Source organism: Pseudomonas sp. BO3-4, from assembly GCF_034044115.1.
GTDB lineage: Bacteria > Pseudomonadota > Gammaproteobacteria > Pseudomonadales > Pseudomonadaceae > Aquipseudomonas > Aquipseudomonas alloputida.
Genome location: NZ_CP139018.1, coordinates 6,198,797 through 6,223,471, shown reverse-complemented (window position 1 = coordinate 6,223,471; position 24,675 = coordinate 6,198,797). Strand labels below are relative to the sequence as shown.

Annotated in this window: 23 protein-coding genes; 12 read left to right on the top strand and 11 right to left on the bottom strand. The window is 61.2% G+C overall.

Translation table 11 applies throughout. The features are described 5' to 3' along the window. Positions 1–126 precede the first annotated feature (126 nt). On the top strand, positions 127–345 hold the full coding sequence (locus tag REH59_RS28410; protein WP_003253275.1) for a PA3496 family putative envelope integrity protein: 219 nt from the start codon (positions 127–129) through the stop codon (positions 343–345). Here REH59_RS28410 and REH59_RS28405 read toward each other — a convergent pair. Beyond that, positions 287–1,249 carry a LysR family transcriptional regulator gene (locus REH59_RS28405; RefSeq protein ID WP_003253277.1) on the bottom strand — a complete coding sequence of 321 codons (963 nt, stop codon included), beginning with the start codon at positions 1,247–1,249 and terminating at the stop codon, positions 287–289. The genes REH59_RS28410 and REH59_RS28405 overlap by 59 nt on opposite strands. Before the next feature lie 189 nt (positions 1,250–1,438). On the opposite strand from REH59_RS28405, the gene REH59_RS28400 reads away from it, so the two are divergent. Continuing rightward, the gene (locus REH59_RS28400; protein ID WP_003253279.1) at positions 1,439–2,854 is read left to right on the top strand and encodes an acetyl-CoA carboxylase biotin carboxylase subunit; all 1,416 of its coding nucleotides are present in this window, start codon (positions 1,439–1,441) and stop codon (positions 2,852–2,854) included. A gap of 11 nt (positions 2,855–2,865) precedes the next feature. Beyond that, positions 2,866–4,674, top strand: a complete 1,809-nt coding sequence (oadA, locus tag REH59_RS28395) for a sodium-extruding oxaloacetate decarboxylase subunit alpha (protein ID WP_003253282.1) — start codon at positions 2,866–2,868, stop codon at positions 4,672–4,674. 161 nt (positions 4,675–4,835) lie between these two features. Here oadA and REH59_RS28390 read toward each other — a convergent pair whose 3' ends face one another. From REH59_RS28390 to REH59_RS28380, 3 genes are read right to left on the bottom strand one after another with little or no spacing between them, the layout of a single operon-like run. Then, positions 4,836–5,507 carry a GNAT family N-acetyltransferase gene (locus REH59_RS28390; RefSeq protein WP_004575198.1) on the bottom strand — a complete coding sequence of 224 codons (672 nt, stop codon included), beginning with the start codon at positions 5,505–5,507 and terminating at the stop codon, positions 4,836–4,838. Positions 5,508–5,514: 7 nt separating this feature from the next. After that, positions 5,515–5,961, bottom strand: coding sequence for a GNAT family N-acetyltransferase (locus REH59_RS28385; protein WP_003253286.1), 447 nt, complete (start codon positions 5,959–5,961; stop codon positions 5,515–5,517). 11 nt (positions 5,962–5,972) lie between these two features. Next, on the bottom strand, positions 5,973–6,602 hold the full coding sequence (locus tag REH59_RS28380; RefSeq protein ID WP_014861168.1) for an FMN-binding negative transcriptional regulator: 630 nt from the start codon (positions 6,600–6,602) through the stop codon (positions 5,973–5,975). 89 nt (positions 6,603–6,691) lie between these two features. On the opposite strand from REH59_RS28380, the gene REH59_RS28375 reads away from it, so the two are divergent. Next, positions 6,692–8,221, top strand: a complete 1,530-nt coding sequence (locus REH59_RS28375; protein ID WP_014861169.1) for a PLP-dependent aminotransferase family protein — start codon at positions 6,692–6,694, stop codon at positions 8,219–8,221. Between the two features lie 31 nt (positions 8,222–8,252). Here REH59_RS28375 and REH59_RS28370 read toward each other — a convergent pair whose 3' ends face one another. The 4 genes from REH59_RS28370 to aspA all read right to left on the bottom strand — a co-directional run bounded on the left by REH59_RS28370 (position 8,253) and on the right by aspA (position 13,343). Next, the gene (locus REH59_RS28370; RefSeq protein WP_014861170.1) at positions 8,253–9,356 is read right to left on the bottom strand and encodes a polyamine ABC transporter substrate-binding protein; all 1,104 of its coding nucleotides are present in this window, start codon (positions 9,354–9,356) and stop codon (positions 8,253–8,255) included. Then, positions 9,356–10,399: a histone deacetylase family protein gene (locus tag REH59_RS28365; protein ID WP_004575200.1), complete on the bottom strand. Its 1,044-nt coding sequence runs from the start codon at positions 10,397–10,399 to the stop codon at positions 9,356–9,358. Before REH59_RS28365 ends, REH59_RS28370 begins: the two co-directional genes overlap by 1 nt. A 296-nt stretch (positions 10,400–10,695) precedes the next feature. Continuing rightward, positions 10,696–11,688 (bottom strand): AraC family transcriptional regulator, encoded by a 993-nt coding sequence (locus REH59_RS28360; RefSeq protein ID WP_003253295.1) that lies wholly within the window; start codon positions 11,686–11,688, stop codon positions 10,696–10,698. Between the two features lie 230 nt (positions 11,689–11,918). Beyond that, positions 11,919–13,343 (bottom strand): aspartate ammonia-lyase, encoded by a 1,425-nt coding sequence (gene aspA, locus REH59_RS28355; RefSeq protein ID WP_003253297.1) that lies wholly within the window; start codon positions 13,341–13,343, stop codon positions 11,919–11,921. A gap of 182 nt (positions 13,344–13,525) precedes the next feature. Between aspA and REH59_RS28350 the strand changes: the two genes are divergently transcribed. After that, positions 13,526–14,443 (top strand): LysR substrate-binding domain-containing protein, encoded by a 918-nt coding sequence (locus REH59_RS28350; RefSeq protein WP_003253299.1) that lies wholly within the window; start codon positions 13,526–13,528, stop codon positions 14,441–14,443. On the opposite strand, the gene REH59_RS28345 is transcribed toward REH59_RS28350, so the two are convergent. Then, the gene (locus REH59_RS28345; protein WP_003253301.1) at positions 14,435–15,061 is read right to left on the bottom strand and encodes a zinc-dependent metalloprotease family protein; all 627 of its coding nucleotides are present in this window, start codon (positions 15,059–15,061) and stop codon (positions 14,435–14,437) included. The genes REH59_RS28350 and REH59_RS28345 overlap by 9 nt on opposite strands. 270 nt (positions 15,062–15,331) lie before the next feature. On the opposite strand from REH59_RS28345, the gene purE reads away from it, so the two are divergent. The 4 genes from purE to REH59_RS28325 all read left to right on the top strand — a co-directional run bounded on the left by purE (position 15,332) and on the right by REH59_RS28325 (position 17,852). Then, positions 15,332–15,823: a 5-(carboxyamino)imidazole ribonucleotide mutase gene (gene purE, locus REH59_RS28340; RefSeq protein WP_003253304.1), complete on the top strand. Its 492-nt coding sequence runs from the start codon at positions 15,332–15,334 to the stop codon at positions 15,821–15,823. 10 nt (positions 15,824–15,833) lie between these two features. Next, complete coding sequence (locus REH59_RS28335; protein WP_003253306.1) at positions 15,834–16,916, top strand: 5-(carboxyamino)imidazole ribonucleotide synthase; 1,083 nt, start codon at positions 15,834–15,836, stop codon at positions 16,914–16,916. 108 nt (positions 16,917–17,024) lie between these two features. Then, positions 17,025–17,270, top strand: a complete 246-nt coding sequence (locus REH59_RS28330; protein ID WP_003253308.1) for a GlsB/YeaQ/YmgE family stress response membrane protein — start codon at positions 17,025–17,027, stop codon at positions 17,268–17,270. Between the two features lie 48 nt (positions 17,271–17,318). Further along, positions 17,319–17,852, top strand: coding sequence for a DUF3299 domain-containing protein (locus REH59_RS28325; protein ID WP_265536572.1), 534 nt, complete (start codon positions 17,319–17,321; stop codon positions 17,850–17,852). 122 nt (positions 17,853–17,974) lie between these two features. Here the strand turns inward: REH59_RS28325 and REH59_RS28320 are convergent, their stop codons facing one another. Next, positions 17,975–18,871, bottom strand: a complete 897-nt coding sequence (locus REH59_RS28320; RefSeq protein ID WP_014861172.1) for a D-hexose-6-phosphate mutarotase — start codon at positions 18,869–18,871, stop codon at positions 17,975–17,977. A gap of 71 nt (positions 18,872–18,942) precedes the next feature. Continuing rightward, positions 18,943–19,341, bottom strand: a complete 399-nt coding sequence (locus REH59_RS28315; protein ID WP_003253317.1) for an acyl-CoA thioesterase — start codon at positions 19,339–19,341, stop codon at positions 18,943–18,945. A gap of 361 nt (positions 19,342–19,702) precedes the next feature. Here REH59_RS28315 and REH59_RS28310 point away from each other — a divergent pair, with 361 nt between their 5' ends. The 3 genes from REH59_RS28310 (at position 19,703) to REH59_RS28300 (ending at position 24,654) form a co-directional block, all read left to right on the top strand. Then, a complete protein-coding gene (locus REH59_RS28310) occupies positions 19,703–20,992 on the top strand; it encodes an MFS transporter (RefSeq protein WP_003253318.1) in 1,290 nt (429 codons plus the stop codon). A gap of 236 nt (positions 20,993–21,228) precedes the next feature. Next, positions 21,229–22,227, top strand: a complete 999-nt coding sequence (locus REH59_RS28305; RefSeq protein WP_014861173.1) for a phosphate ABC transporter substrate-binding protein PstS — start codon at positions 21,229–21,231, stop codon at positions 22,225–22,227. A gap of 138 nt (positions 22,228–22,365) precedes the next feature. Further along, a complete protein-coding gene (locus tag REH59_RS28300) occupies positions 22,366–24,654 on the top strand; it encodes an ABC transporter permease subunit (RefSeq protein WP_014861174.1) in 2,289 nt (762 codons plus the stop codon). Positions 24,655–24,675: the final 21 nt, after the last annotated feature.

Genomic DNA, 24,675 nt, shown 5'->3' with positions numbered 1-24,675 from the left:
GCGGGTAAGCCTGCGAAGAGGCCGGTACAGGCAGTGAAAATTCACGATTCTGTCACCATTCCACCGCCAAACGGTAAACCACCCAGGCCAGTCTGAAACTCCCGCATACTATCTGGGAGACAGGCAATGGCTCGTGACTTCGACGGTACGTACCAACCCAACGCCAAGGCTCGCAAGCAGCAGGAAAAAGATCAGCGTCGCATGGAATACCGCCGCGCGATCGAGAGCTATTGCGACCAACGTCAACTGCTCCGCGACCTGGCGGACTACCCCGAGCTGCAAGCACTCACGGTATGGCAGTCGTCGGCGGCAGTTTCCCCGAAAAACGTTCAACAAGCGCGCTGATCAATGCACGTTCACCGCGGATGAATGCAAGAAACGCCAAGGCCACCGGCGACTGCCGCTTGGCCTTGGCCTGCACCACGCACCAGCTACGGTACAGCGGTAGCTCCTCGACCGGTAATTCCTTCAGCATCCCGGTAGCCAGCTCCAGGTTGACTGCGTGACGGGTCAACAGGGCGATCCCCAGCCCGGCGATCACGCATTCGCGCTGGGCGTCGGCCGAGGCTACTTCAAGCGTTTGGGCGAAATGCACACGCTTATCCTTGAAGTACTCTTCGCAAGCCTTGCGTGTTCCCGAACCTTGCTCGCGGACCAGCAGCGTATGAGGCTCCAGGTCCTGCATGCGCAACTGGTCCAGCTTGCACAGTGGGTGCTGTGGCGGCGCAACCGCAACGATCGGGTTGTTGAGGAACGGCAGAAACTCCAGGCCCATGTCTTGCGGCACCATCGACATGATGATCAGGTCGTCGCGGTTATCGGAAAGGCGGCGGATGGCTTGGGCCCGGTTGACTACCGTCAGGGTCAGGTTGACTTCCGGGTGACGCTGCTTGAAGGCGGCGAACAGGTGTGGCACGAAGTACTTGGCACTGGACTCGATCGCCAGTTTCAACTGACCCTGCAGTGAGCCCTGCATGTCCGACAGCTGCATGTCCAGGCTCTCCAGGCGCCCGAAGATATCGTGGCTGGCGCGCTGCAGGGCCTCGGCCGCCTCGGTCAGGTAGAGCTTCTTGCCCACGTACTCGAACAATGGCTGGCCGATCAGCTCTTCAAGCTGACGGATCTGTAGACTAACGGCGGGTTGCGTCAGCGCCATCTCCTCCGCAGCACGGCTGTACGACCGCAAATCGCACACCTCATTGAAGATCTGGAGTTGACGCAATGTCATACGCATCAAGGACTTACGCATTTTAATCAGCTCTTCGGCAACACCTTGTTACCCAACTATAAGCTTTTGCTAATACAGCCTCTAACAAATATTGATTTTTGTTTATCGACCTACAGCGCTAGGGTGAATACGCGACTGGCCAGCATCGTCTGGTCACGCGCCGACCGGTAGAACCGGCTCGACTGTTCCTACGGCTTTGGGAAGACTCCAGTGATAAAAAAAATCCTGATCGCCAACCGAGGTGAAATCGCAGTTCGGATCGTGCGTGCTTGCGCCGAGATGGGCATTCGCTCGGTAGCGATCTTTTCCGACGCCGACCGGCATGCCTTGCACGTCAAGCGCGCTGACGAAGCACACAGCATCGGTGCCGAGCCGCTGGCCGGTTACCTGAACCCGCGCAAGCTGGTGAACCTGGCTGTGGAAACCGGCTGTGATGCCCTGCACCCGGGCTATGGTTTCCTTTCGGAAAACGCTGAACTGGCAGAAATTTGCGCCGAGCGCGGGATCAAGTTCATTGGCCCGGCCGCCGACGTGATTCGCCGTATGGGCGACAAGACCGAAGCGCGCCGCACCATGATCGCCGCCGGTGTGCCGGTAACCCCGGGCACCGAAGGCAACGTTGCCGATATTCATGAAGCCCTGAGCGAAGGTGATCGCATCGGTTATCCGGTGATGCTCAAGGCTACCTCCGGTGGTGGCGGCCGTGGTATTCGCCGTTGCAATAGCCGCGAAGAACTGGAACAGAACTTCCCGCGGGTCATTTCCGAGGCGACCAAGGCATTCGGTTCTGCCGAAGTGTTCCTGGAGAAATGCATCGTCAACCCGAAGCACATCGAGGCGCAAATTCTCGGTGACAGCTTCGGTAACGTAGTGCACCTGTTCGAGCGCGACTGCTCTATCCAGCGTCGTAACCAGAAGCTCATCGAAATTGCCCCGAGCCCACAGCTCACTCCTGAGCAGCGCGCCTACATCGGCGACCTGGCGGTGCGTGCGGCCAAAGCGGTGAATTACGAGAACGCCGGTACCGTGGAGTTCCTGCTCGCCGATGGCGAAGTGTACTTCATGGAAATGAACACCCGGGTGCAGGTGGAACACACCATTACCGAGGAAATCACCGGTATCGACATCGTGCGTGAGCAGATCCGCATCGCCTCGGGGCTGCCACTGTCGGTCAAGCAGGAAGACATTCAGCACCGCGGCTATGCCTTGCAGTTCCGTATCAATGCTGAAGATCCGAAAAACAACTTCCTGCCCAGCTTCGGCAAGATCACCCGTTACTACGCCCCCGGCGGCCCGGGCGTGCGCACCGACACGGCGATCTACACCGGCTATACCATTCCACCGTTCTACGACTCCATGTGCCTGAAACTGGTGGTGTGGGCGTTGACCTGGGAAGAAGCCATGGACCGCGGCCTGCGGGCCCTGGACGACATGCGCGTGCAAGGGGTGAAGACCACCGCCGCGTACTACCAGGAAATCCTGCGCAATCCGGAATTCCGTAGCGGCCAGTTCAATACCAGCTTTGTCGAAAGCCACCCTGAATTGACCAACTACTCGATCAAGCGCAAACCCGAAGAGCTGGCCTTGGCCATCGCCGCCGCCATCGCCGCCCACGCAGGCCTGTGAGGAACCCTATAATGTCCAAGAAAATTCACGTAACCGACACGATCCTGCGCGACGCTCACCAGTCCCTGCTGGCTACCCGCATGCGTACCGAAGACATGCTGCCGATCTGCGACAAGCTCGACAAGGTTGGCTACTGGTCGCTGGAAGTCTGGGGTGGTGCCACCTTCGACGCCTGCGTGCGCTTCCTCAAGGAAGACCCGTGGGAGCGCCTGCGCAAGCTGCGCGCAGCGCTGCCAAACACCCGCTTGCAAATGCTGCTGCGCGGCCAGAACCTGTTGGGCTACCGCCACTACAGCGACGACGTGGTCAAGGCCTTCGTCGCCAAGGCGGCGGTCAACGGCATCGATGTGTTCCGCATTTTCGACGCCATGAACGACGTGCGTAACCTGCGCGTGGCCATCGAAGCGGTCAAGGCCGCCGGTAAGCACGCCCAGGGCACTATCGCTTACACCACAAGCCCGGTACACACCATCGAAGCCTTCGTGAACCAGGCCAAGCAGATGGAAGCCATGGGTTGCGACTCGGTGGCGATCAAGGACATGGCTGGCCTGTTGACCCCGTTCGCCACTGGCGAGCTGGTCAAGGCGCTGAAGGCTGAACAGTCGCTGCCGGTGTTCATCCACTCTCACGATACCGCCGGCCTGGCTGCCATGTGCCAGCTCAAAGCTGTGGAAAATGGCGCGGACCACATCGATACCGCCATCTCCAGCTTCGCCTGGGGCACCAGCCATCCGGGTACCGAGTCGATGGTTGCTGCGCTCAAGGGCAGCGAGTTCGACACCGGCCTGGACCTGGAGCTTCTGCAGGAGATCGGCTTGTACTTCTACGCCGTGCGCAAGAAGTACCACCAGTTCGAAAGCGAGTTCACCGCGGTGGACACCCGGGTGCAGGTGAACCAGGTACCGGGCGGCATGATTTCCAACCTGGCCAACCAGCTCAAGGAGCAGGGCGCCCTCAACCGCATGAACGAAGTGCTGGCCGAAATCCCGCGTGTGCGTGAAGACCTCGGCTTCCCGCCGCTGGTCACCCCGACCTCGCAGATCGTCGGCACCCAGGCCTTCTTCAACGTGCTGGCGGGTGAGCGCTACAAGACCATCACCAATGAGGTGAAGCTGTACCTGCAAGGTGGCTATGGCAAGGCCCCGGGTGTGGTCAACGAGCAACTGCGTCGCCAGGCTATCGGCAGCGAAGAAGTGATCGATGTGCGCCCGGCTGACCTGCTGAAGCCGGAAATGGCCAAGTTGCGTAGCGACATCGGTGCCCTGGCCCGTTGCGAAGAAGACGTGCTGACCTTTGCCATGTTCCCGGACATTGGCCGCAAGTTCCTCGAAGAACGCGAAGCTGGCACCTTGACGCCTGAAGTTCTGCTGCCGATTCCGGAAGCCGGTGCCGTGGCTGCCCCAGGCGGTGAAGGCGTGCCGACCGAGTTCGTCATCGACGTACACGGCGAAACCTACCGCGTCGACATCACCGGTGTGGGCGTGAAGGCCGAAGGCAAGCGTCACTTCTATCTGTCGATCGACGGCATGCCGGAGGAAGTGGTCTTCGAGCCACTCAACGAGTTCGTCAGCGGTGGCGGCAGCAAGCGCAAGCAGGCTACTGACCCTGGCCACGTAAGCACCACCATGCCGGGGAACATCGTTGATGTGCTGGTCAAGGAAGGTGACATGGTCAAGGCCGGCCAGGCGGTCTTGATCACCGAAGCCATGAAGATGGAAACCGAAGTGCAGGCGGCCATCGCAGGCAAGGTCGTGGCCATCCATGTGGCCAAGGGTGATCGCGTGACGCCAGGTGAGATCCTGATCGAGATCGAGGGCTGATTTAAGCCCTCATCTACAACTGGTTAACCTCTGGGGGGCGGATGCTCCCCTTTTTTTGTGCCGGAATCACTAGCCTCTGCGCGGGTAGACCCGCACCTCACAACGCGCATCCCTGTAGGGGCGGTTCACCTGCGAAGAGGCCAGCTAATTCAGCACACCGTTCAACCTCTGCGGCACACCTCAAGGCTTTCCACCTGGCCACCCGGCTGCTGGTTCTCTTCACTCAACCACCGCTCAAACCCGGCAGCCACCGCCGGCCATTCATCATCGGTAATCGAATACCACGCCGTATCGCGGTTATGGTCTTTCACCACCAAGTGCTTGCGGAACACCCCTTCGTAGACGAAGCCGAATCGCTCTGCCGCACGTTTGGAACGGGCATTGGCGTTATTGCACTTCCACTCCAGCCGTCGATTACCCAGCGCGAAGCCCAGCTTGCCCAGCAGGTACACCGCCTCGGTACCCTTGGGCGTACGCTGCATGGCGGCGCCGAAGGCAATGTGGCCGATCTCGATCCGGCCGTGGTCAGGCACGATCGACATCAGGCTGAGGATGCCTTGGGCCTGGCCGCTGGCGCGGTCGATGACGGTGTAGAAAAGCGGGTCGCGGCCAGCAGCGTTGCCTTCCAGCCAGCGGTCAAAGGCGGCACGTTCGGCGAACGGGCCGTACGGCAGGTAGTCCCACAGCACCGGATCGGAGGCCGGACCCTGCAGCACTTCCCAGAGGTCTTCGCCATGGCGCCCTGGATCGAGCTTCTCCAGGCGGATGAAGCGGCCTTCAATGGGCTCGGCCTTGGGGGTTGCGGCGGGTTTCCAGTTCAATGCGTCTGTCATGTTCGGCCTACAAGCCTTTGCGGAATTGGATGAAGCCCGAGCGCTCGGCAACCTGCTGGTACAGGCTGATGGCGGTGGCGTTGGTTTCGTGGGTCAGCCAGTGCACCTTGATGCAGTTGTCGGCTTTGGCAGTGGTGTAGACGTGCTCGATCAACTGTCGACCAATGCCCAGGCCACGTTGCGTGCTGTCCACATACAGGTCCTGCAGGTAGCAGGAATTCTCGATGCTCCAGTTGGAACGATGGTAGATGAAGTTGACCATCCCCACCGCCTTGCCGTCGACCCAGGCCAGTGCCGAATGGGTTGGCTCGCTGGGGTCGAGCAGGCGTTGCCAAGTGCTCAGGCTGACGGCATCGGCCAGCTCGGTCTCGTAGAAGTGCAAGTAGGCCTGCCACAGGGCGTGCCAGGCCGCGTGATCTTGGGCAGTGACAGGGCGTAGGGTAAGGTTGGGCATGGGCTATTCCTTCAGAGTTGGCGCATGTGCGCCGCGAGTTGATTGTCCAGTTGATCGGGGCTGGCGCTCAGGCCTTCGCGCACACCAGCGATGTCTTGCCCGGAGCGGTTCTGGCTGAGCTTGCGTGCACCTTGCAGGCGCGCGATGGGCAGACGGATACCAACGATGGCGCGGAGCATGCCCTCGATGTAGTCGGCAGGGGCATCGGTGACTTTCCAGGGTTCGCTGCGACCCTGTTCGTGGCGGTCGGTCAGGCGGCTTACGATAGCCAGTAGCGGCTCGGCCTCATGGATAACTTCGGCCGTGCCATAAGCGTGCACCGCCAGGTAGTTCCAGGTCGGCACCACCTTGGGGTTTTCGGCCTTGCTTGGGTAATAGCCGGGGCTGACATAGGCATCGGCGCCGGGGAATACCAGCAGTGCTTCGCCGCCGTGCTGCAGGTCTTGCCATTGGCGGTTGGCCCGGGCCAGGTGGGCATACACAGTGCCAAAATCGCCCTCGGCGGTATCGACCAGCACCGGCAGGTGCGTGGCCAGAAGGCCCTGTTCGCCCTGGCTGACCAGAACGGCCAGGCGGGTGTCTAGCATGTGCTGGTGCAACCGAGTGAGGTCGTGTTCCTGATGCGACTTACTGTTGTACATGGCGGGATCCTTGTCGAATGGCTCCATCCTAGGCAGGCTATTGGTTCTGGGTAAGATCCATTAATGCCTGTTTTCATAGGTCCAATATCATGCGCGAGTCGCCCCCCATACTGCCTTTCGACCCTGCCGGGATCGCGCTCGACCGCAGTCGCGGGCTTAGCCAGCAGCTATATCAGGCGTTGCGAGCGCGGGTGCTGGATGGGCGCCTGAGCAGTGGTACTCGTCTGCCGGCTACGCGCGACCTGGCTGCCATGTTGGCGCTTTCACGCAACAGCGTGGTGCGCGCGTACGATCAACTGTATGCCGAGGGCTTCATCGAAAGCCGGGTCGGTGATGGCACCTACGTTAGCCGGCTGCCAAAACTGTCCACACAAGTATCCACAGGGTTATCCCTGGGCTTATCAACAGGTTTATCCACATTTCGTGAAGAAAATACTGAGGATTTATCCAGCGGGAGGCTTTTAGGCGCACCTCTGCAGCGCCTGAAAAATAACCATTTGCCATCGCCCAGAAGCGGTGCGCCGCGTGCTTTTCGCGTTGGCATTCCGGCGTTTGACCTGTTCCCGTTTGACGTCTGGGCCAAGCTACAGGCGGGTTTCTGGCGCAACCCGTCCCCTGCGCAACTGGGTTATGGTGACCCCGCTGGCGAGCCGGCTTTGCGCGAACTGATAGCGGCCTATCTACGCCGCTCGCGGGGGCTGAGCTGTACGGCTGAACAAATTGTGATCACAAGCGGTGCGCAGCAGGCCATCAGCCTTTGTGCACAGTTGCTGCTGCAACCGGGCGACGGTGTGGCTGTGGAAAACCCAGGCTATCGGGCGGCCGCTCATGCTTTTACGCTCGCGGGCGGTCGGGTGTGTGGCGTGCCTGTGGATGAAGACGGGCTGGACTGCAGCCGGCTGGAACAATTGACGGATTGCCGACTGACCTATGTCACGCCTGCGCACCAATACCCGACCGGGGTGACCATGAGCCTTGCACGTCGCCTGGCATTGCTGGCCTGGGCTGAACGCAGTGACGGCTGGATCATCGAGGACGACTACGACGGCGAGTATCGCTACAGCGGTGCACCGCTGGCCCCGCTGGCAGCGCTCGACCGGCACGGGCGGGTGCTGTATGTCGGTACCTTCGGCAAGATCGCCTTCCCGGCGTTACGCCTGGGCTACCTGGTGCTTCCGTCGAAGCTGGTGCAGGCTTTCAGCCAAGGCAAAGCGTTGGCGGTGCGGCATTCGGAGGTCAGCAGCCAGTGCGTGATGGCCGAGTTCATGGCCCGTGGCCATTTTCAGCGGCATATCCGCCGTATGCGCAAGGCGGCATTGAAGCGGCGCGATGTGCTCAAGGCCGGTTGGCCTGTGGATATTCCGGGGTTGGGCGCAATGCCGGAAGTGGCGGCTGGGCTGCATGTGAAGGTCGATGTGGATAACTTTGCTCGGGAGCAGGAGTTGGTGGCCAAGGCTGAGGCGGTGGGGGTGGAAGTGACACCACTGAGCAATTTCTGGTTGGCGGACTGCGAGGTGCCTGTGGATAAGCGGGCAGGGCTGGTGCTGGGCTTTGCGGCAGTGCCGGAGGGCGAGATTGCCGAGGCCTTGATGAAACTACGCAAAGTCTGGAAAAAATGAGTGGGGCTGCAAAGCAGCCCCCGGTTCAACATCAGGTACCGGACTTTATCCGCGTCCAGGCGCGGGTCCTGGCTCGTTCGGCATCTCGCGTCAAAGGCTTGAGGGTATACAGCTTGGCCATCGCCTCTGCTGTCGGATACAGGTTGGGGTTGTTGCGAATCGTCGGATTCACCTTGTCGGTCGCATCCTTGTTCGGGTTCGGATACCCCACGAAGTCGCTGATCGGCGCAATCACCTCTGGCCGCAGCAGGTAATTGATGAACGTATGCGCATCCTCCGGGTTTGCTGCGCCCTTTGGAATCGCCAGCATGTCGAACCAGATCGGCGCGCCTTCCTTGGGCAGGCGCATGTCCACCACCACGCCGTTGTTCGCCTCACGGGCGCGGTTGGCTGCCTGCGAGAAGCTGCCGCTGTAGCCCACTGCCACACAGATGTCGCCATTGGCGATGTCTGCCATGTACTTCGAGGAGTGGAAGTAGGTGATATGCGGACGAATCTTCAGCATCAGCTCCTCGGCCTTCTTGTAGTCAGCCGGTTTGTCGCTGTTCGGCGGCAAGCCCAAGTACTGCAGGGCCAGCGGTAGAATCTCCGACGGCGAGTCGAGCAGGGCCACGCCGCACTGCTTGAGCTTGGCGATGTTCTCTTCCTTGAAGATCAGGTCCCAGCTGTCCACCGGCGCGTTGTCGCCGAGTGCAGCCTTGACCTTGGCCGGGTTGAAGCCGATCAGCACGGTGCCGTACATATACGGCACGGCAAACTTGTTGCCCGGGTCGTTAGCTTCGATCAGCTTCATCAGTGCCGGGTCCAGGTGTTGCCAGTTCGACAGCTTGCTGCGATCCAGCGGCTGGAACACCCCGGCTTCGATCTGCTTGGCGAGGAACACGTTGGACGGTACTACCACGTCATAGCCGGAGTTGCCGGTTAGCAGCTTGGCTTCCAATGCCTCATTGGTGTCGAAGATGTCGTACACCAGCTTCACGCCGCTGTCCTTCTGGAAGGCAGTCAAGGTCTGCGGGGTGATGTAATCGAACCAGTTATATACACGCAGGGTTCGCTGCTCGGCTTGCGCATTCAGGGCGCCCGCGAACAGGGTGGCAGCGATGAACGGGGCGAGCAGACGTTTGAGTCGGACCATTATCGGGCTCCTGGCTGGGCGCGCTGGAAGCCTTCCAGCACATTGACCGCGTTGATGCCGATTTCCTCCACAGCGTAGCCGCCTTCCATCACGAACAGGGTCGGCTTGCCGAGTTGGCCGATGCGCTTGCCCATTTCCAGGTAGTCCGGGCTGTCCAGCTTGAACTGCGAGATGGGGTCGTCCTTGAAGGTGTCCACACCCAGTGAGATGACCAGCACGTCGGCGTCATAGCTGGCGATGCGCTTGCAGGCATCCTCCAGGGCTGCGCTCCAGGCGGCCCAGTCGCTACCGGCCGGCAAGGGGTAGTTGATGTTGTAGCCCTGGCCTGCGCCTTCGCCTGTTTCATCGGCATAGCCGAGGAAGAACGGGAATTCGTCCTGCGGGTCGCCGTGGATCGAGGCGAAGAACACGTCATCGCGGCTGTAGAAGATGTCCTGGGTACCGTTGCCGTGGTGGTAGTCGACGTCAAGGATGGCGACCTTGCGTCGGCCTTGGTCGAGGAAGGCCTGGGCAGCGATGGCGGCGTTATTCAGATAGCAGTAGCCGCCCATCACTTCGCCGGCAGCGTGGTGCCCTGGCGGACGGCAAAGGGCGAACGCCGCATGGGCGCCTTGCTGAATCGCTGCCTGGGCGGTCAGGGCAACTTGTGCAGCACTATAGGCCGCCTGCCAGGTACCCGCGGTGATGGGGGCGCCGGCATCGAAGCTGTAGTAACCCAGTTCGCCATGCAGGCCGGTCGGCTTGACCTGGCGCAGTGTGCGGGCTGGCCAGGTGAAGGGCAGCAGGTCACCCTCTTGGCCCAGTGCAGCCCAGCGCGCCCAGGCGCCTTCGAAGAAATCCAGGTAATCGGCGCTGTGGACGCGCAACAGCGGCGCACGGCCGAAGTCGGTCGGGCCCTGGATGTCGCCGAGGTTGCGTTTTTTCACTTGGTCGAGCACATGGTCGGCGCGCGAAGGCATTTCGAAACAGGGCATCAGCTTGCCATCGATCAGCTCGCAGCGGCCGTGGTGCAGGCGGTGGTCATCGGAATAGATCGTCAGCATTGTTGTTCTCCGGTGGGACTGGCGTGGGTCCATTGTCATGGGCTGATCAGCAGGGGAGAACGACGCAAACGGCCAAAAGGGGATCGATATGGCCAAGGTCTTTGGCCAGATGGGTGGTGACCTATCCCAGCCTCGTCGCGGGTAAGGCAGCGGCGGCAACGGTGAACGGCCTTTGGACATTGGCCGGCAGGCCCGGCCCTTTCGCGGGTGAACCCGCTCCTACAATGGCCACCAGGGCGTCAGGGGTTGTGACGCCCCTGTAGGAGCGGGTTTACCCGCGAAGAGGCCAGAACAGGTCAACCACGAAAATGGCTGGGCGCCACGCCACTCCAGCGCTGGAAGGCATGCCGAAAACTGGCTGTCTCACTGAACCCCAAAGTCTCCGCAATCCGGTAGATCGGCATCTGTTCATCGGCCAGTAACTGCTTGGCCCGCTCGAACCTCAGCTCGTCCAGCAGCTGTTGATAACTGCTGCCCAACGCCTGCAAATGCCGGCGGAGGGTGCGCGACGAGCAGTTCATCTGCCGCGCAAGCCCTTCCAGCCCAGGTGCTGCGTCCAGTTGCTGCGCCAGCAGCTGGCGAATCCGTCCCAGCCATGCCTGGCGACCGGTGAATTCAAGGTTCAGGCGCCGGCAGCGCTCGCTCATGGCTTTGTGAGTAATCGGGTCGGCCAGCGGCAGCGGCATATCCAGCCATCGCCGTTCGAAGGCAAAGGCATTGTCCTCGGCGGCGAAACCGATCGGGCATTGAAACGCTTCGGCATAGAGCGCGTGGTAACCAGGGCGAGGGTGTTCGAAGCGTGCGCCAAGCAGCGGCAACGGCCGGCCAAGCAGGTCGTCACAGATGACTTTCAGCGACACCAGGCAGAACTCGGCGTTGAAAGCGCTCAGCGCCGGGCTGTCCTGGTAATCGCTGGCGCTGAACCAGACACGTTGGCCGTCGTCGAGCAAGCGCAGCTTGAAGACTGTTCCCAGCAGTGCCGGATACTGCAGCGCCAGGCGTAAGGCGTCACCCAAAGTGGCACTGGAGAGCAGCGCGTAACCGAGCATGCCGTAGCACGACACACGCATGCGCTGGCCCAGTTCCAGGCCAATGTCCTCGCGCCGGGCCACAGCATTGGCGCAAACCTGCAGCTCCTGCTGGGTGGTGATGCGCGCATCGGCATGCCCCAGGTCTGCCGGGCCAATGCCGCTGCCGGCCAGCAACGCCGACGCCTCGCAACCGTCTGCCTGGAAGACGTTGAGGATCAGCGAAACTGCGTTGAGGGTGGTCAGGTGGCTGTGCAGCATGCTGGGTAATCCCGTTTGGCTGGGACGCATTATGGAGCAAGTTGTGTGCCGATATCCGGGGCTGCAGGCAAACCACATACCCTGCCGGCGCGGCCGGGTGTTGCGAAGGCCTGCATAGCGGCCTCCAAAACCTTCAGGCAAAAAAAAGGCCCGAAGCAAGCGCTCGGGCCTTGGAAAGGTTGAGAGGTGTCTAGTCCCTCGACCTGGTGAGACTGTTTACAGCGGCCTGATTACGCTTTCAGCGGAACCAGACGTGGAGCGATCATGTTTTCCGGACGCAGGATGTCGTCGAGCATCGCGTCGTCCAGCAGCTTCTCTTCGCGCACCAGTTCCAGTACGCCGCGGCCGCTTTCCAGGGCAACGCGGGCGATACGGGTGGCGTTCTCGTAGCCGATGTACGGGTTCAGTGCGGTAACCAGGCCGATCGAGTGCTCGACCAGTTCACGGCAGCGCTGTTCGTTGGCGGTGATGCCGACGATGCAGTGCTCGCGCAGCATGTCCATGGCGCGTTGCAGCAGGCGGATCGAGTCGAAGATCTTGTACGCGATCAGCGGCTCCATCACGTTCAGCTGCAGCTGACCACCTTCGGCGGCGACGGTCAGGGCCAGGTCGTTGCCCATGATGGCGAAGGCCACCTGGTTCACAGCTTCTGGAATAACCGGGTTGACCTTGCCTGGCATGATCGAGCTGCCTGGCTGACGCGCTGGCAGGTTGATCTCGTTGATGCCGGTACGCGGGCCGCTGGACAGCAGGCGCAGGTCGTTGCAGATCTTCGACAGCTTGACCGCGGTGCGCTTGAGCATGCCGGAGAACAGCACAAAGGCGCCCATGTCGGAGGTGGCTTCGATCAGGTCGGCAGCCGGTACCAGCGGGTGGCCGCTGATGGTGGCCAGGCGCTGTACGGCCAAGGCCTGGTAGCCAGGGTCGGCGTTGATGCCAGTACCGATGGCGGTACCGCCCAGGTTGATTTCGGTCAGCAGTTCCGGAGCCAGCGAGCGCAGGCGCTGCAGGTCTTCAGTCATGGTGGTGGCGAAGGCGCGGAATTCCTGGCCCAGGGTCATCGGTACGGCGTCCTGCAGCTGGGTACGGCCCATCTTCAGTACGTGGTCGAATTCTTTACCCTTGGCAGCGAAGGCCTGGATCAGGCTATCAAGGCTGGCCAGCAGCGCGTCGTGACCCAGCAACAGGCCCAGGCGGATTGCGGTCGGGTAGGCGTCGTTGGTCGACTGCGCCATGTTCACGTCGTTGTTAGGGTGCAGGTACTTGTACTCACCCTTCTGGTGGCCCATGGCCTCCAGCGCAACGTTGGCAATGACTTCGTTGGCGTTCATGTTGGTAGAAGTACCAGCGCCGCCCTGGATCATGTCAACCACGAACTGGTCGTGGAAATCGCCTTTGATCAGGCGGGCGCAGGCTGCGGAAATGGCAGCGTGCTTGGCATCGCTCAGGTGACCCAGCTCACGGTTGGCGTCGGCAGCGGCCTGCTTGACCATGGCCAGGGCCACGACCAGCTTCGGGTAGTGCGACAGCGGAACACCGGAGAGGTGGAAGTTGTTGGCAGCGCGCAGGGTCTGGATGCCGTAGTAGGCATCTGCAGGAACTTCAAGGGTACCCAACAAGTCTTTTTCGACGCGGAACGATGCAGCAGAGGACATGATGTATATCATCTCGATTTTGACCCGGCACATGCCGGAATGGCGCCAATCCTAGGCCTGAAGGTGTTTTTGCGGCCAATGCTATTGCACGCTAACCTATGCACAAACGGCATAGTGTTTCATGTGACGCCAATTGATATTCGAGCGTGTTCCATTTTGGTGCGCGCCGGGAGATGTGCTTCGTGAACCTTGAAAGCAAATGGCTGGAAGACTTCAGTGCTCTGGCCGCTACCCGCAGTTTTTCCCAGGCCGCAGAGCGGCGTTTCGTGACCCAACCGGCCTTCAGCCGGCGCATTCGCAGCCTTGAGGCGGCGTTAGGCCTGCAACTGGTGAACCGCTCTCGCACACCCATCGAGCTGACCGAGGCAGGTCAGCTATTTCTCGTCACAGCGCGTACTGTTGTCGACCAGTTGAGCGAAATTCTCCGCCATTTGCATCACTTGGAAGGCGGGCAGGGCGAAGTGGTGCAGGTAGCTGCGGCACACTCCTTGGCGTCGGGTTTCTTCCCCCGTTGGGTGGCCCAGCTGCGCAACGACGGTTTGAACATCGCCACCCGCCTGGTTGCGACTAACGTCGGAGATGCTGTGCATGCACTGCGCGAAGGCGGCTGCGACCTGATGCTGGCGTTCTATGACCCGGACGCGGCCTTGCAGATGGATGCCGAGATCTTCCCGTCGCTGCACATGGGCACCACTGAAATGCTGCCGGTGTGCGCCGTGGATGCCGATGGCAAGCCGTTGTTCGACCTGGAGGGCGAGGGCAGTGTGCCGTTGCTAGCCTACACCGCCGGCGCATTCCTCGGCCGCTCGGTCAACTTGCTGTTGCGCCAGCGCAACCTGCGTTATACCACCGTCTACGAAACCGCCATGGCCGACAGCCTCAAGAGCATGGCCCTGGAGGGCATGGGCATCGCTTGGGTGCCGCGCCTGTCGATGCGTGGCGAGCTCGAACGCGGTGAACTGGCGATCTGCGGCGGTAGCCAATGGCATGTGCCGCTGGAAATCCGCCTGTACCGCTGTGCTTTGGTGCGTAAGGCTAACGTACGCTTGCTATGGCGCAAGCTGGAGTCGTCTGGCGCACAAGGTGAAGCGTCAATTTGAGTTGTATGTCAGGTAATCAGTGATATTTGCACGATTCCTGTCGCTGTAGCGGTAGCAGTTGGATCGTGCCGGTACACGGGGGTGCGTGTACGTTTCGCACACCCAGCCATTGAACTTCAGTTCGGCGTCTTCATGCGTGGCGCCTAGCAGATGGCCAATTTCATGAGCGGCAGCACCGTATGCGGCCACAGAGGCAATGGCCGTTTTCTGCTTGAAATAGGCCAAGCCGGCGTTGTAGTTCAGGCCGCTATGATCGTAGCTGTTGCGAGTGAGCAGGAGATGTTTGTCCATGAGTGAGTAGAGCCGGTGTCGCTGTTGTGCATACACCTGCTGGCTGAAAGCTTCCAGGAGCTTTTCGGACGGCATTCCTGCATAAGCAATATCGGTTATGTGTTTTACATTGCGTTGAAATATCACTTCGATGGGATGTTGGCTGAAACGGCGCATTTCGTTCAGCCAATGCTGGAAGAAGTCTTCGTTCAATTGCCCGTCGTGCATATCGGCCAGGTCGTCGTGCACATAGACGGTGACGGTGAGCGAGTGGGCCGCCGAAGCACTTGGCAATTGCAAGCTGAGTACCAGGCCAAACGAAAGTGCGAAAAAGCATGGAGTTTTCATGTAGACGTACCAAAGTGCGCGAGTTAAGGGCTGCGAGCGTGCAGCACTCGTCGACCCCGAGGCAGCAGGAAAAAGTTGTCCCACGAGACAGCTTGCCCTTTGATCCGGCATGTGCTTGTAGGGGTGGGCGGCCAGCCTTTAAATACGTTACAATCCCGCGCCTTCGGCCGACCTGGTCGATTCAGAATCCGTATGACAAGCCACGCCGGCCCACCTGCGTGGCTTGTTGCTTTTAGCGCGCCAGAAGGCGCTTGCAGGAGAGGCTCGACGATGAGTGCACTGGTTGGCGTGATCATGGGCTCCAAGTCCGATTGGTCCACCCTTAGCCACACCGCCGATATGCTGGAAAAACTCGGCATTCCCTACGAAGTGAAGGTGGTTTCCGCCCACCGCACCCCGGATCTGCTGTTCCAGTATGCCGAGGAGGCTGAGGGCCGTGGCATCGAGGTGATCATCGCCGGTGCCGGTGGCGCAGCCCACCTGCCAGGCATGTGCGCCGCCAAGACCCACCTGCCGGTGCTGGGCGTGCCGGTGCAGTCGTCGATGCTGTCGGGCGTCGATTCGCTGCTGTCGATCGTGCAGATGCCAGCCGGTGTGCCGGTTGCCACCCTGGCCATCGGCCGTGCCGGTGCGGTCAACGCTGCCCTGTTGTCGGCCAGCATTCTGGGCGCCAAGTACCCGCAGTACCACGCGGCGTTGAAGCAGTTCCGCACGGAACAGACCGACACCGTGCTGGACAACCCAGACCCGCGCCAGGCTTGAGGCTCAACCCATGAAGATCGGTGTAATCGGTGGCGGCCAGCTGGGCCGCATGCTGGCCTTGGCGGGTACCCCGCTGGGCATGAACTTCGCCTTCCTCGACCCGGCACCGGACGCCTGCGCTGCGCCCCTGGGCGAACACCTGCGTGCCGACTACGGCGATCAGGACCACCTGCGTCAGCTGGCCGACGAAGTCGACCTGGTCACCTTCGAGTTCGAAAGCGTCCCGGCCGAGACCGTGGCCTTCCTCTCGCAGTTCGTGCCCGTGTACCCCAGCGCCGAATCGCTGCGCATCGCCCGTGACCGCCTGTTCGAAAAGAGCATGTTCCGCGACCTGGGCATCCCCACCCCGGCCTTCGCCGACATCCTCTCGCAGGCAGATCTGGACGCCGCGGTGGCCAGCATCGGCCTGCCGGCCGTGCTGAAAACCCGCACGCTGGGTTACGACGGCAAGGGCCAGAAGGTGCTGCGCACGCCAGAAGACGTGGTGGGTACCTTCGCCGAGCTGGGCAGCGTGCCATGCCTGCTGGAGGGCTTCGTGCCGTTCACCGGCGAGGTGTCGCTGGTGGCCGTGCGTGGCCGCGATGGTGAAACCCGCTTCTACCCGCTGGTGCACAATACCCACGAGAGCGGCATTCTGCGCTTGTCGGTAGCCAGCCAGGGACACCCGCTGCAGGCTCTGGCCGAAGATTACGTCGGCCGCGTGTTGCAGAAGCTGGATTACGTTGGCGTGATGGCCTTCGAGTTCTTCGAGGTTGACGGTGGCTTGAAGGCCAACGAAATCGCCCCGCGCGTGCACAACTCCGGGCACTGGACCATCGAAGGCGCCGAGTGCAGCCAGTTCGAGAACCATCTGCGTGCCGTTGCCGGCCTGCCACTTGGCTCGACCGCCAAGGTGGGCGAGAGCGCGATGCTCAACTTCATCGGTGAAGTGCCGGCCGTGGACAAGGTTGTCGCCATCGGCGACTGTCACCTGCACCACTACGGCAAGGCCTTCAAGGTTGGCCGCAAGGTAGGACACGCCACCCTGCGCTGCCCTGACATGGCCACCCTCGAGCGCAAGATTGCCGAAGTAGAGGCGCTGATCAGCAACTGATCGGGCTTCGAACCGAACTTCCGCAAGCGGCATGCCCTCTGAATATGGCAACAAGCCGAAGCCCGTCTAGGCTTTGGCTTGTTCCAACTTCACTGCAGAGGGATTGCCATGGGTATCATTGGAACCATCTTCATCGGCCTCATCGTCGGCCTGCTGGCCCGCTTCATCAAACCGGGCGATGACAGCATGGGCTGGATCATGACCATCCTGCTGGGTATTGCCGGCTCCTTGTTGGCTACCTATGGCGGCCAGGCACTGGGTATATACCAGGCTGGGCAAGCGGCAGGCTTCCTTGGCGCGCTGGTCGGTGCCGTGGTGCTGCTGGTGATCTACGGATTCATCAAGAAACGCTGATTACTGGTTAGAATGCTCGGCAATTCTTTCGAGTTGCCGAGCATTTCCATGCGTGCCTTTTTCCTTGTCCCCTTGCTGTTGGCCAGTACCCTGGCCCATGCCGAACTGCCCGAAACCGACTGGCTGGAGCTGATGCCCAGGTCGGACCAGAAGGCACTCGAACAAATGCCTGAAATCGACCACAACTCACCGGAAGCCATGGGCACCTTTACCGCCAAGGGAGGCCTCAAGCAGAGCAAGGGCCTGCCTGCGGTGATGTACTCGACCAAGACCGTTGCAGCCATGAATGGCAAGGATATCCGCCTAGGTGGCTACCCTGTGCCGCTGGAGAGTGACGCCAAGGGCAACAGTACGTTGTTCTTCCTGGTGCCGTACCCAGGGGCGTGCATCCATGTGCCGCCACCGCCGCCGAACCAGCTGGTGCTTGTGCGCTACCCGAAAGGGTTGAAGATCGAAGACATCTACACACCGCTGTGGGTCAGCGGCAAGCTGAAGGTGGAGAAGGTCAGCAATGACCTGGCCGACGCGGCCTATGCGCTGGATGCGGGGAAGGTGAGGGTGGTGGAAGACGCAGACCTTTGATAATTCCCCCGGCCTCTTCGCGGGCTTGCCCGCTCCCACAGGTAACCCACAATTTCGAGGTTTGTGGAGAACCTGTGGGAGCGGGCAAGCCCGCGAAGAGGCCGGTAATAAAAGAGCAGGGCTCAGATATTTTCACAACCGATCTGGACGCCCAGCGAATGACTCGCCCCAGGCTTCAACTCCACCAGGTCATCCCACACATTCGCCGTCTCGATGCACAACATCCGCTGCCAGCCATCATCAGCCATGTCCGCCAAGTCTTTGGCTCGCTCGGTCCACGGGTTCCAGATCACCGCCGAGCGCGAGCCGCTGCTGGCCAAGGTAATCCGCCGATTCCAATGCGGGTCGACGATGCTGAGGGTCTGCGGGGTGTTCAGGTAGATCCGGTCCGTCTCCCCGGCAAACATCAGTGCCCCTTGCTGCTGGCGCTGTCCCCAGCCCGCCAGGGTCTCGATATAACCCAGCCCGTCGACACCCTCGACCCGCGCCTGGCGCACATCGCTGACCGCGAAGTAGCTATGCAGGGCCTGGCTGATGGTCACGGGGGTATTGCCCATGTTGCGGCTGGTCAGGCTCAGTGTCAGGTCTGCGCCCATCTCCACCAACAGTTTCAGCTCGACATCATGGGGCCAACCGGGCAGGTCGCCGCGCGCTTCAGGCAGTTCGAACTCGATCCGCAGGGCCTCGCCCACTTCTTCGATACCCAGCAATTTCCAGTCACGCGTGCGCGCAAGCCCGTGGGCAGGCGCCGGTGTTCCCTGGTACATGGCCTGGACGGCCTGAGGGTTGCGCTGCAGGTTGCCAAACCATGGCCAGCACACCGGTACCCCGGCGCGTACCGACTTGCCCTGGCGGAAGATGGCCTGGTCGCTCAGCCACAGCAGCGGCGGTTCGCCCACCTGCTGGTAGCTGAGGACCTGTGCGCCCTGCTGGGCGATCAGGAGTTCGGCACGGTCACTGCTGATACGCCAGCAGTTGAGTTCGCCATGTTGCTCGGTTACGACCTGAAAGGTAGCCATTGCGTTCTTCTCATTGATTCCCAGTGGGCCTTGGACCCGGGCAGATGCAATGAGTTTACCGCCAGCGTGGCTCAGCGACGAGGCACCGAGCGGGTACGACCACTGCCGTCGATGGCGACGAAGACGAATACCGCTTCTGTGACCTTGCGCCATTCGCTGGACAGCGGGTCGTCGCTCCACACTTCGACCATCATCTGGATCGAGCTGCGGCCGATTTCCAAGGTCTGGGTATAGAAAGACAGCTGTGCGCCGACCGCGACGGGCACCAGGAAGGCCATGCGGTCGATGGCGACGGTGGCTACGCGGCCGCCGGCGACACGGCTGGCCATGGCCGTGCCTGCCAGGTCCATCTGCGCAACCAGCCAACCGCCGAAAATATCGCCAAACCCATTGGTTTCTCGCGGCAATGCGGTGATTTGCAAGGCCAGGTCGCCTTGCGGGATTGGATCTTCTTGTTCGAGCTCAATCATGCGATGGGGCCTCTGACCCGTGACGCTTTTCGTTGGTGTGGCGCAAAGGCCGGGTAAACGATTCAGCTTGAAACATACTACGCCGATTTCGTTTCACTGGGCGGCCGTAGGGAAACTCTGCGAAACCGCCTGACAATAGTGACCGGCGTTTTCGCACAACATCCCACGTTAGGAGCAACATAATCCTACGAATTGCCAGTATATAGGGCATAACGGCCAGCGACTACCGCGCATTCACGAATATCTGTGTGGATTTTGTATCGCTTTCGGCGTAGCTCGGCAATTTGCTATCTTCGCCTGTCTCCAATCCAGAAGCCGCGCGCCAAGCGGCCTGCATGCCCTACAAAGAGAACAACGAGCGATGACTTCCGTGCCCAGCAGTATCGAGCAGCCCTCGCGGCCCCTGACCCGCAGCGACTACAAGACCCTCTCACTGTCCGCCCTGGGCGGTGCGCTGGAATTCTACGATTTCATCATCTTCGTGTTCTTCGCCACGGTGGTGGGCAAGTTGTTCTTCCCGGCCGACATGCCCGAGTGGCTGCGGCTGATGCAAACATTCGGCATCTTCGCCGCCGGCTACCTGGCGCGGCCGCTGGGCGGCATCATCATGGCCCACTTCGGCGACTTGCTCGGGCGCAAGAAGATGTTCACCCTGAGCATCTTCATGATGGCCCTGCCGACCCTGATCATGGGCCTGCTGCCGACGTATGCGCAGATCGGCATGTGGGCACCGATCCTGCTGTTGCTGATGCGCGTGATCCAGGGCGCGGCAATCGGTGGCGAAGTACCGGGCGCATGGGTGTTCGTCTCTGAACATGTGCCGGCTCGCAATACCGGCTATGCCTGCGGCACCCTGACCGCCGGCCTGACTGCCGGCATTCTGCTGGGCTCGCTGGTAGCGACCCTGATCAACAGCGTGTACAGCGCGGAAGAAGTGGCTGACTACGCCTGGCGTATCCCGTTCCTGCTTGGCGGTGTGTTCGGCCTGTTCTCGGTGTACCTGCGCCGTTGGCTGCACGAAACCCCGGTGTTCGCCGAAATGCAGCAACGCAAGGCACTGGCCGAGGAGCTGCCGCTGCGCGCTGTGCTGCGCGATCACCGTGGTCCGATCATCCTGTCCATGCTGCTGACCTGGATGCTTTCTGCCGGCATCGTGGTGGTCATCCTGATGACCCCGGCGCTGCTGCAGAGCTTCTACCACATCAGCCCGACCGACTCGCTCAAAGCCAACAGCCTGGCCATCGTGTTGCTCAGCTTTGGTTGTATAGGTGCCGGCAGCCTGGCCGACCGCTTTGGTGCAGGCCGCGTGTTCGTGATCGGCAGCCTGCTGCTGCTGGCCAGCTCCTGGACCTTCTACCACAGCCTGCCGACCCGCCCCGAGTTGCTGTTCCCGCTGTATGCCGTGACCGGCCTGTGCGTGGGGGTGATTGGCGCAGTGCCTTATGTAATGGTCAAGGCGTTCCCGGCGGTGGTGCGTTTCAGCGGGTTGTCGTTCTCGTACAACGTGGCCTACGCCATCTTTGGCGGGCTGACGCCGATGGTGGTGACCGCACTGCTGAAGGTGAGCCCGATGGCGCCTGCCTACTACGTGGCAGGCCTGTGCGCCGTCGGTCTGGCCGTGGGCCTGTACCTGCTCGCCAACAAGCGCTGATCTGCGCTACGGCTACTGGCCTCTTCGCGGCTAAAGCCGCTCCTACAGGGTTTGGCACAGGCCTCAAGGCCGACACCGAACCTGTAGGAGCGGCTTTGGCCGCGAAGAGGCCACACCTGCTTTCAGTGATGGCCTTTCATCCAATTGTCATAATGAAGTCATATCGTGTTCATGCGGCCTGCCGATACTTGGGCCCGTTCCATCCAACACCCCAATATTCCTGCTAGGAGCAAGGCATGAAACTGAAGCGTTTGATGGCGGCCCTTACCTTTGCCGCCGCTGGCGTTGCAACCGCCAACGCGGTAGCCGCTGTCGATCCTGCGATCCCGACCTACACCAAGACCACGGGTGTTTCGGGCAACCTCTCCAGCGTCGGTTCCGACACCCTCGCGAACCTCATGACTCTGTGGGCCGAGGCCTACAAGAAGGAATATCCGAACGTAAACATCCAGATCCAGGCTGCCGGCTCCTCTACCGCGCCACCCGCGCTGACCGAAGGCACCGCCAACCTCGGCCCGATGAGCCGCAAGATGAAGGACGTCGAGCTGCAAGCCTTCGAGCAGAAGTACGGCTACAAGCCGACCGCCATCCCGGTCGCCGTCGACGCCCTGGCAGTGTTCGTGCACAAGGACAACCCAATCAAGGGCCTGACCATGGCTCAGGTTGACGCCATCTTCTCTTCCACTCGCCTGTGCGGTGGCAAGGCCGAGATCAAGACCTGGGGCGACGTCGGTGTGACCGGCGACCTGGCCAACAAGCCAATCCAGCTGTTCGGCCGCAACTCGGTATCGGGCACCTACGGCTACTTCAAGGAAGAAGCCCTGTGCAAAGGCGACTTCAAGCCTAACGTCAACGAACAGCCTGGCTCGGCTTCGGTCGTGCAGTCGATCAGCTCCTCGCTGAACGGCATCGGCTACTCGGGCATCGGTTACAAGACCGCCAGCGTGAAGACCGTAGCCCTGGCCAAGAAAGACGGCGGTGAGTTTATTGAAGACAATGAAGCCAACGCCCTGAACGGCACCTACCCGCTGTCGCGCTTCCTGTACGTCTACGTCAACAAGGCGCCGAACAAGCCTCTGGCCCCGCTGGAAGCCGAGTTCGTCAAGCTGGTGCTGTCGCAAGCGGGCCAGCAGGTGGTGGTGAAGGATGGCTACATCCCGCTGCCGGCCAAAGTCGTCGACAAGACTCTGGCTGACCTGGGCCTGTCGCACGCCGGTAACGTTGCAAAGAAGTAAGTAATTAAGAGGAGGCCGGTGCCACAGCCCGGCCTCTTCCACGAATTTCCAGTCCGAAGCCAGGTTCCCTGTGCGGCGGGCTTTCGCGCGTCACCACTTTGTAATGTTTTTGTCACACGGGACCGCTAGGGTGTGCGCATGAATGATCTGGCCAATTCCAACATGACCCAAAACTCCCAGCCCGTGCGCATTGATTTCAATACGCCCGAGTTGCAACGCAAGCGCCGCATGCGCGCGCTCAAGGACCGCCTGACCCGCTGGTATGTGCTGGTAGGCGGGCTTGCCGTATTGGCGGCAATCACGTTGATCTTCTTCTACCTGGCTTATGTGGTGTTGCCACTGTTCCAGGGCGCCGAGCTGACCAGCAAGAAAGCCCTGGAGCCGACATGGCTGCAGCAGGATGCCGGTAAGCCACTGATGATCGCGCTTGAAGAGCAGAATCAGGTGGGGATGCGTGTTTCGGACAAGGGCCAGGCATTGTTCTTCGATACCAAGACCGGTAACGAACTCAAGCGTGTCGATCTGGCAGTGCCGGCGGACACCCAGGTCACGTCCATCAGTACTGACCAGCCGGGCAGCGCGCTGGTGGTGCTGGGCTTGTCCAATGGTCAGGCCCTGGTGTTCCACCACACCTACAAGATCACCTACCCGGACAACAAGAAAACCATCACCCCTGGCATCGACTATCCGTACGGCGAGCAATCGTTCGTGCTCGACGAGCAGGGGCGCGCGCTGGACCACGTCAGCGTCAACATCAATGGTGACACCCTGCTGCTGGCCGGCTCTACCGGTGCTCAGCTGCAGGTGGTCGAGCTGACGCGCACGGAAAACATGATGACCGAAGAGGTCACCACCGAGCAGAACCGCATCGAACTGCCGCAAATGACCGAGACGGTGAAGAATATCTTCATCGACCCACGCCAGCACTGGCTGTACGTGATCAACGGCCGCGCCACGGCCGACGTGTTCAGCCTGCGCGACAAGAGCCTCAACGGCCGTTACAAGTTGTCTGATAGCGCCGACACCGAAATTACTGCCACGGCCCAGCTGGTTGGCGGCATTTCGCTGATCATCGGTGACTCCAAGGGCGGGCTGGCCCAGTGGTTCATGGCCCGCGACCCGGATGGCGAATCGCGCTTCAAGCAGATCCGTACCTTCCAGATGGGCAAGGCGCCGATCGTGCAGATCGACGCCGAAGAGCGCCGCAAGGGCTTCATCGCCCTCGACGCCGAAGGCAAACTGGGCGTGTTCCACAGCACTGCACACCGAACCCTGCTGGTAGAGCCGGCTGCCGAAGGCCCTGGCACGCTGGCCCTGTCGCCACGCGCCAACCGCATCATCATCGAAGAAGGCGGCAAGTTGTTGCCGTTTAGCCTGCGCAACCCGCACCCGGAAGTTTCGTTCAGCGCGCTGTGGGGCAAGGTGTGGTACGAGAACTACGACGAGCCGAAGTACGTCTGGCAATCGACCGCGTCGAACACTGACTTCGAGCCCAAACTGAGCCTGTCGCCGCTGACCTTCGGAACCCTGAAGGCCGCGTTCTACGCCATGATCCTGGCCGCCCCGCTGGCCATTGCCGCAGCCATCTACACCGCCTACTTCATGGCCCCGCGCATGCGCCGCAAGGTCAAGCCGGTGATCGAGCTGATGGAAGCGATGCCGACGGTGATCCTCGGCTTCTTCGCCGGCCTGTTCCTGGCCCCGTACCTGGAAGGCCACCTGCCCGGTGTGTTCAGCCTGTTCCTGCTGATGCCGATCGGTATCCTGCTGGCCGGCTTCTTCTGGAGCCGGCTGCCGGAGTCGATCCGCCTGCGTGTACCGGATGGTTGGGAAGCGGCGATCCTGATTCCGGTCATCCTGTTCACCGGCTGGTTCGCCCTGACCATGAGCCCGCACCTGGAAAGCTGGTTCTTCGGCGGCGACATGCGCCTGTGGATCACCAACGATTTAGGCATCACCTACGACCAGCGCAACGCCCTGGTAGTCGGTATCGCCATGGGCTTCGCGGTCATCCCGAACATCTACTCGATTGCCGAAGATGCCGTGTTCAGTGTGCCGCGCAGTCTGACCCTGGGCTCGCTGGCACTGGGCGCGACGCCTTGGCAGACCCTGACTCGCGTGGTCATCCTCACCGCCAGCCCGGGCATCTTCTCGGCGTTGATGATCGGCTTGGGCCGTGCGGTCGGCGAGACCATGATCGTGCTGATGGCCACCGGCAACACACCGGTGATGGAGATGAACCTGTTCGAGGGCATGCGCACCCTGGCCGCCAACGTGGCCGTGGAAATGCCGGAGTCGGAAGTCGGTGGCAGCCACTATCGCGTGCTGTTCCTGGCCGCCCTGGTGCTGCTGATGTTCACCTTCATCATGAACACCTTGGCCGAGCTGATTCGCCAGCGTCTGCGCAAGAAATACTCGTCGCTTTGATAGAAAGGTAGCGATCCGTGA

Bases quoted from the DNA above. Each gene is read 5' to 3' on its own strand.
- REH59_RS28410 (WP_003253275.1), top strand. From the start codon at position 127: ATGGCTCGTGACTTCGACGGTACGTACCAACCCAACGCCAAGGCTCGC.
- REH59_RS28405 (WP_003253277.1), bottom strand. From the start codon at position 1,249: ATGCGTAAGTCCTTGATGCGTATGACATTGCGTCAACTCCAGATCTTC.
- oadA (WP_003253282.1), top strand. From the start codon at position 2,866: ATGTCCAAGAAAATTCACGTAACCGACACGATCCTGCGCGACGCTCAC.
- REH59_RS28390 (WP_004575198.1), bottom strand. From the start codon at position 5,507: ATGACAGACGCATTGAACTGGAAACCCGCCGCAACCCCCAAGGCCGAG.
- REH59_RS28385 (WP_003253286.1), bottom strand. From the start codon at position 5,961: ATGCCCAACCTTACCCTACGCCCTGTCACTGCCCAAGATCACGCGGCC.
- REH59_RS28380 (WP_014861168.1), bottom strand. From the start codon at position 6,602: ATGTACAACAGTAAGTCGCATCAGGAACACGACCTCACTCGGTTGCAC.
- REH59_RS28375 (WP_014861169.1), top strand. From the start codon at position 6,692: ATGCGCGAGTCGCCCCCCATACTGCCTTTCGACCCTGCCGGGATCGCG.
- REH59_RS28370 (WP_014861170.1), bottom strand. From the start codon at position 9,356: ATGGTCCGACTCAAACGTCTGCTCGCCCCGTTCATCGCTGCCACCCTG.
- REH59_RS28365 (WP_004575200.1), bottom strand. From the start codon at position 10,399: ATGCTGACGATCTATTCCGATGACCACCGCCTGCACCACGGCCGCTGC.
- REH59_RS28360 (WP_003253295.1), bottom strand. From the start codon at position 11,688: ATGCTGCACAGCCACCTGACCACCCTCAACGCAGTTTCGCTGATCCTC.
- aspA (WP_003253297.1), bottom strand. From the start codon at position 13,343: ATGTCCTCTGCTGCATCGTTCCGCGTCGAAAAAGACTTGTTGGGTACC.
- REH59_RS28345 (WP_003253301.1), bottom strand. From the start codon at position 15,061: ATGAAAACTCCATGCTTTTTCGCACTTTCGTTTGGCCTGGTACTCAGC.
- purE (WP_003253304.1), top strand. From the start codon at position 15,332: ATGAGTGCACTGGTTGGCGTGATCATGGGCTCCAAGTCCGATTGGTCC.
- REH59_RS28335 (WP_003253306.1), top strand. From the start codon at position 15,834: ATGAAGATCGGTGTAATCGGTGGCGGCCAGCTGGGCCGCATGCTGGCC.
- REH59_RS28330 (WP_003253308.1), top strand. From the start codon at position 17,025: ATGGGTATCATTGGAACCATCTTCATCGGCCTCATCGTCGGCCTGCTG.
- REH59_RS28325 (WP_265536572.1), top strand. From the start codon at position 17,319: ATGCGTGCCTTTTTCCTTGTCCCCTTGCTGTTGGCCAGTACCCTGGCC.
- REH59_RS28320 (WP_014861172.1), bottom strand. From the start codon at position 18,871: ATGGCTACCTTTCAGGTCGTAACCGAGCAACATGGCGAACTCAACTGC.
- REH59_RS28315 (WP_003253317.1), bottom strand. From the start codon at position 19,341: ATGATTGAGCTCGAACAAGAAGATCCAATCCCGCAAGGCGACCTGGCC.
- REH59_RS28310 (WP_003253318.1), top strand. From the start codon at position 19,703: ATGACTTCCGTGCCCAGCAGTATCGAGCAGCCCTCGCGGCCCCTGACC.
- REH59_RS28305 (WP_014861173.1), top strand. From the start codon at position 21,229: ATGAAACTGAAGCGTTTGATGGCGGCCCTTACCTTTGCCGCCGCTGGC.
- REH59_RS28300 (WP_014861174.1), top strand. From the start codon at position 22,366: ATGAATGATCTGGCCAATTCCAACATGACCCAAAACTCCCAGCCCGTG.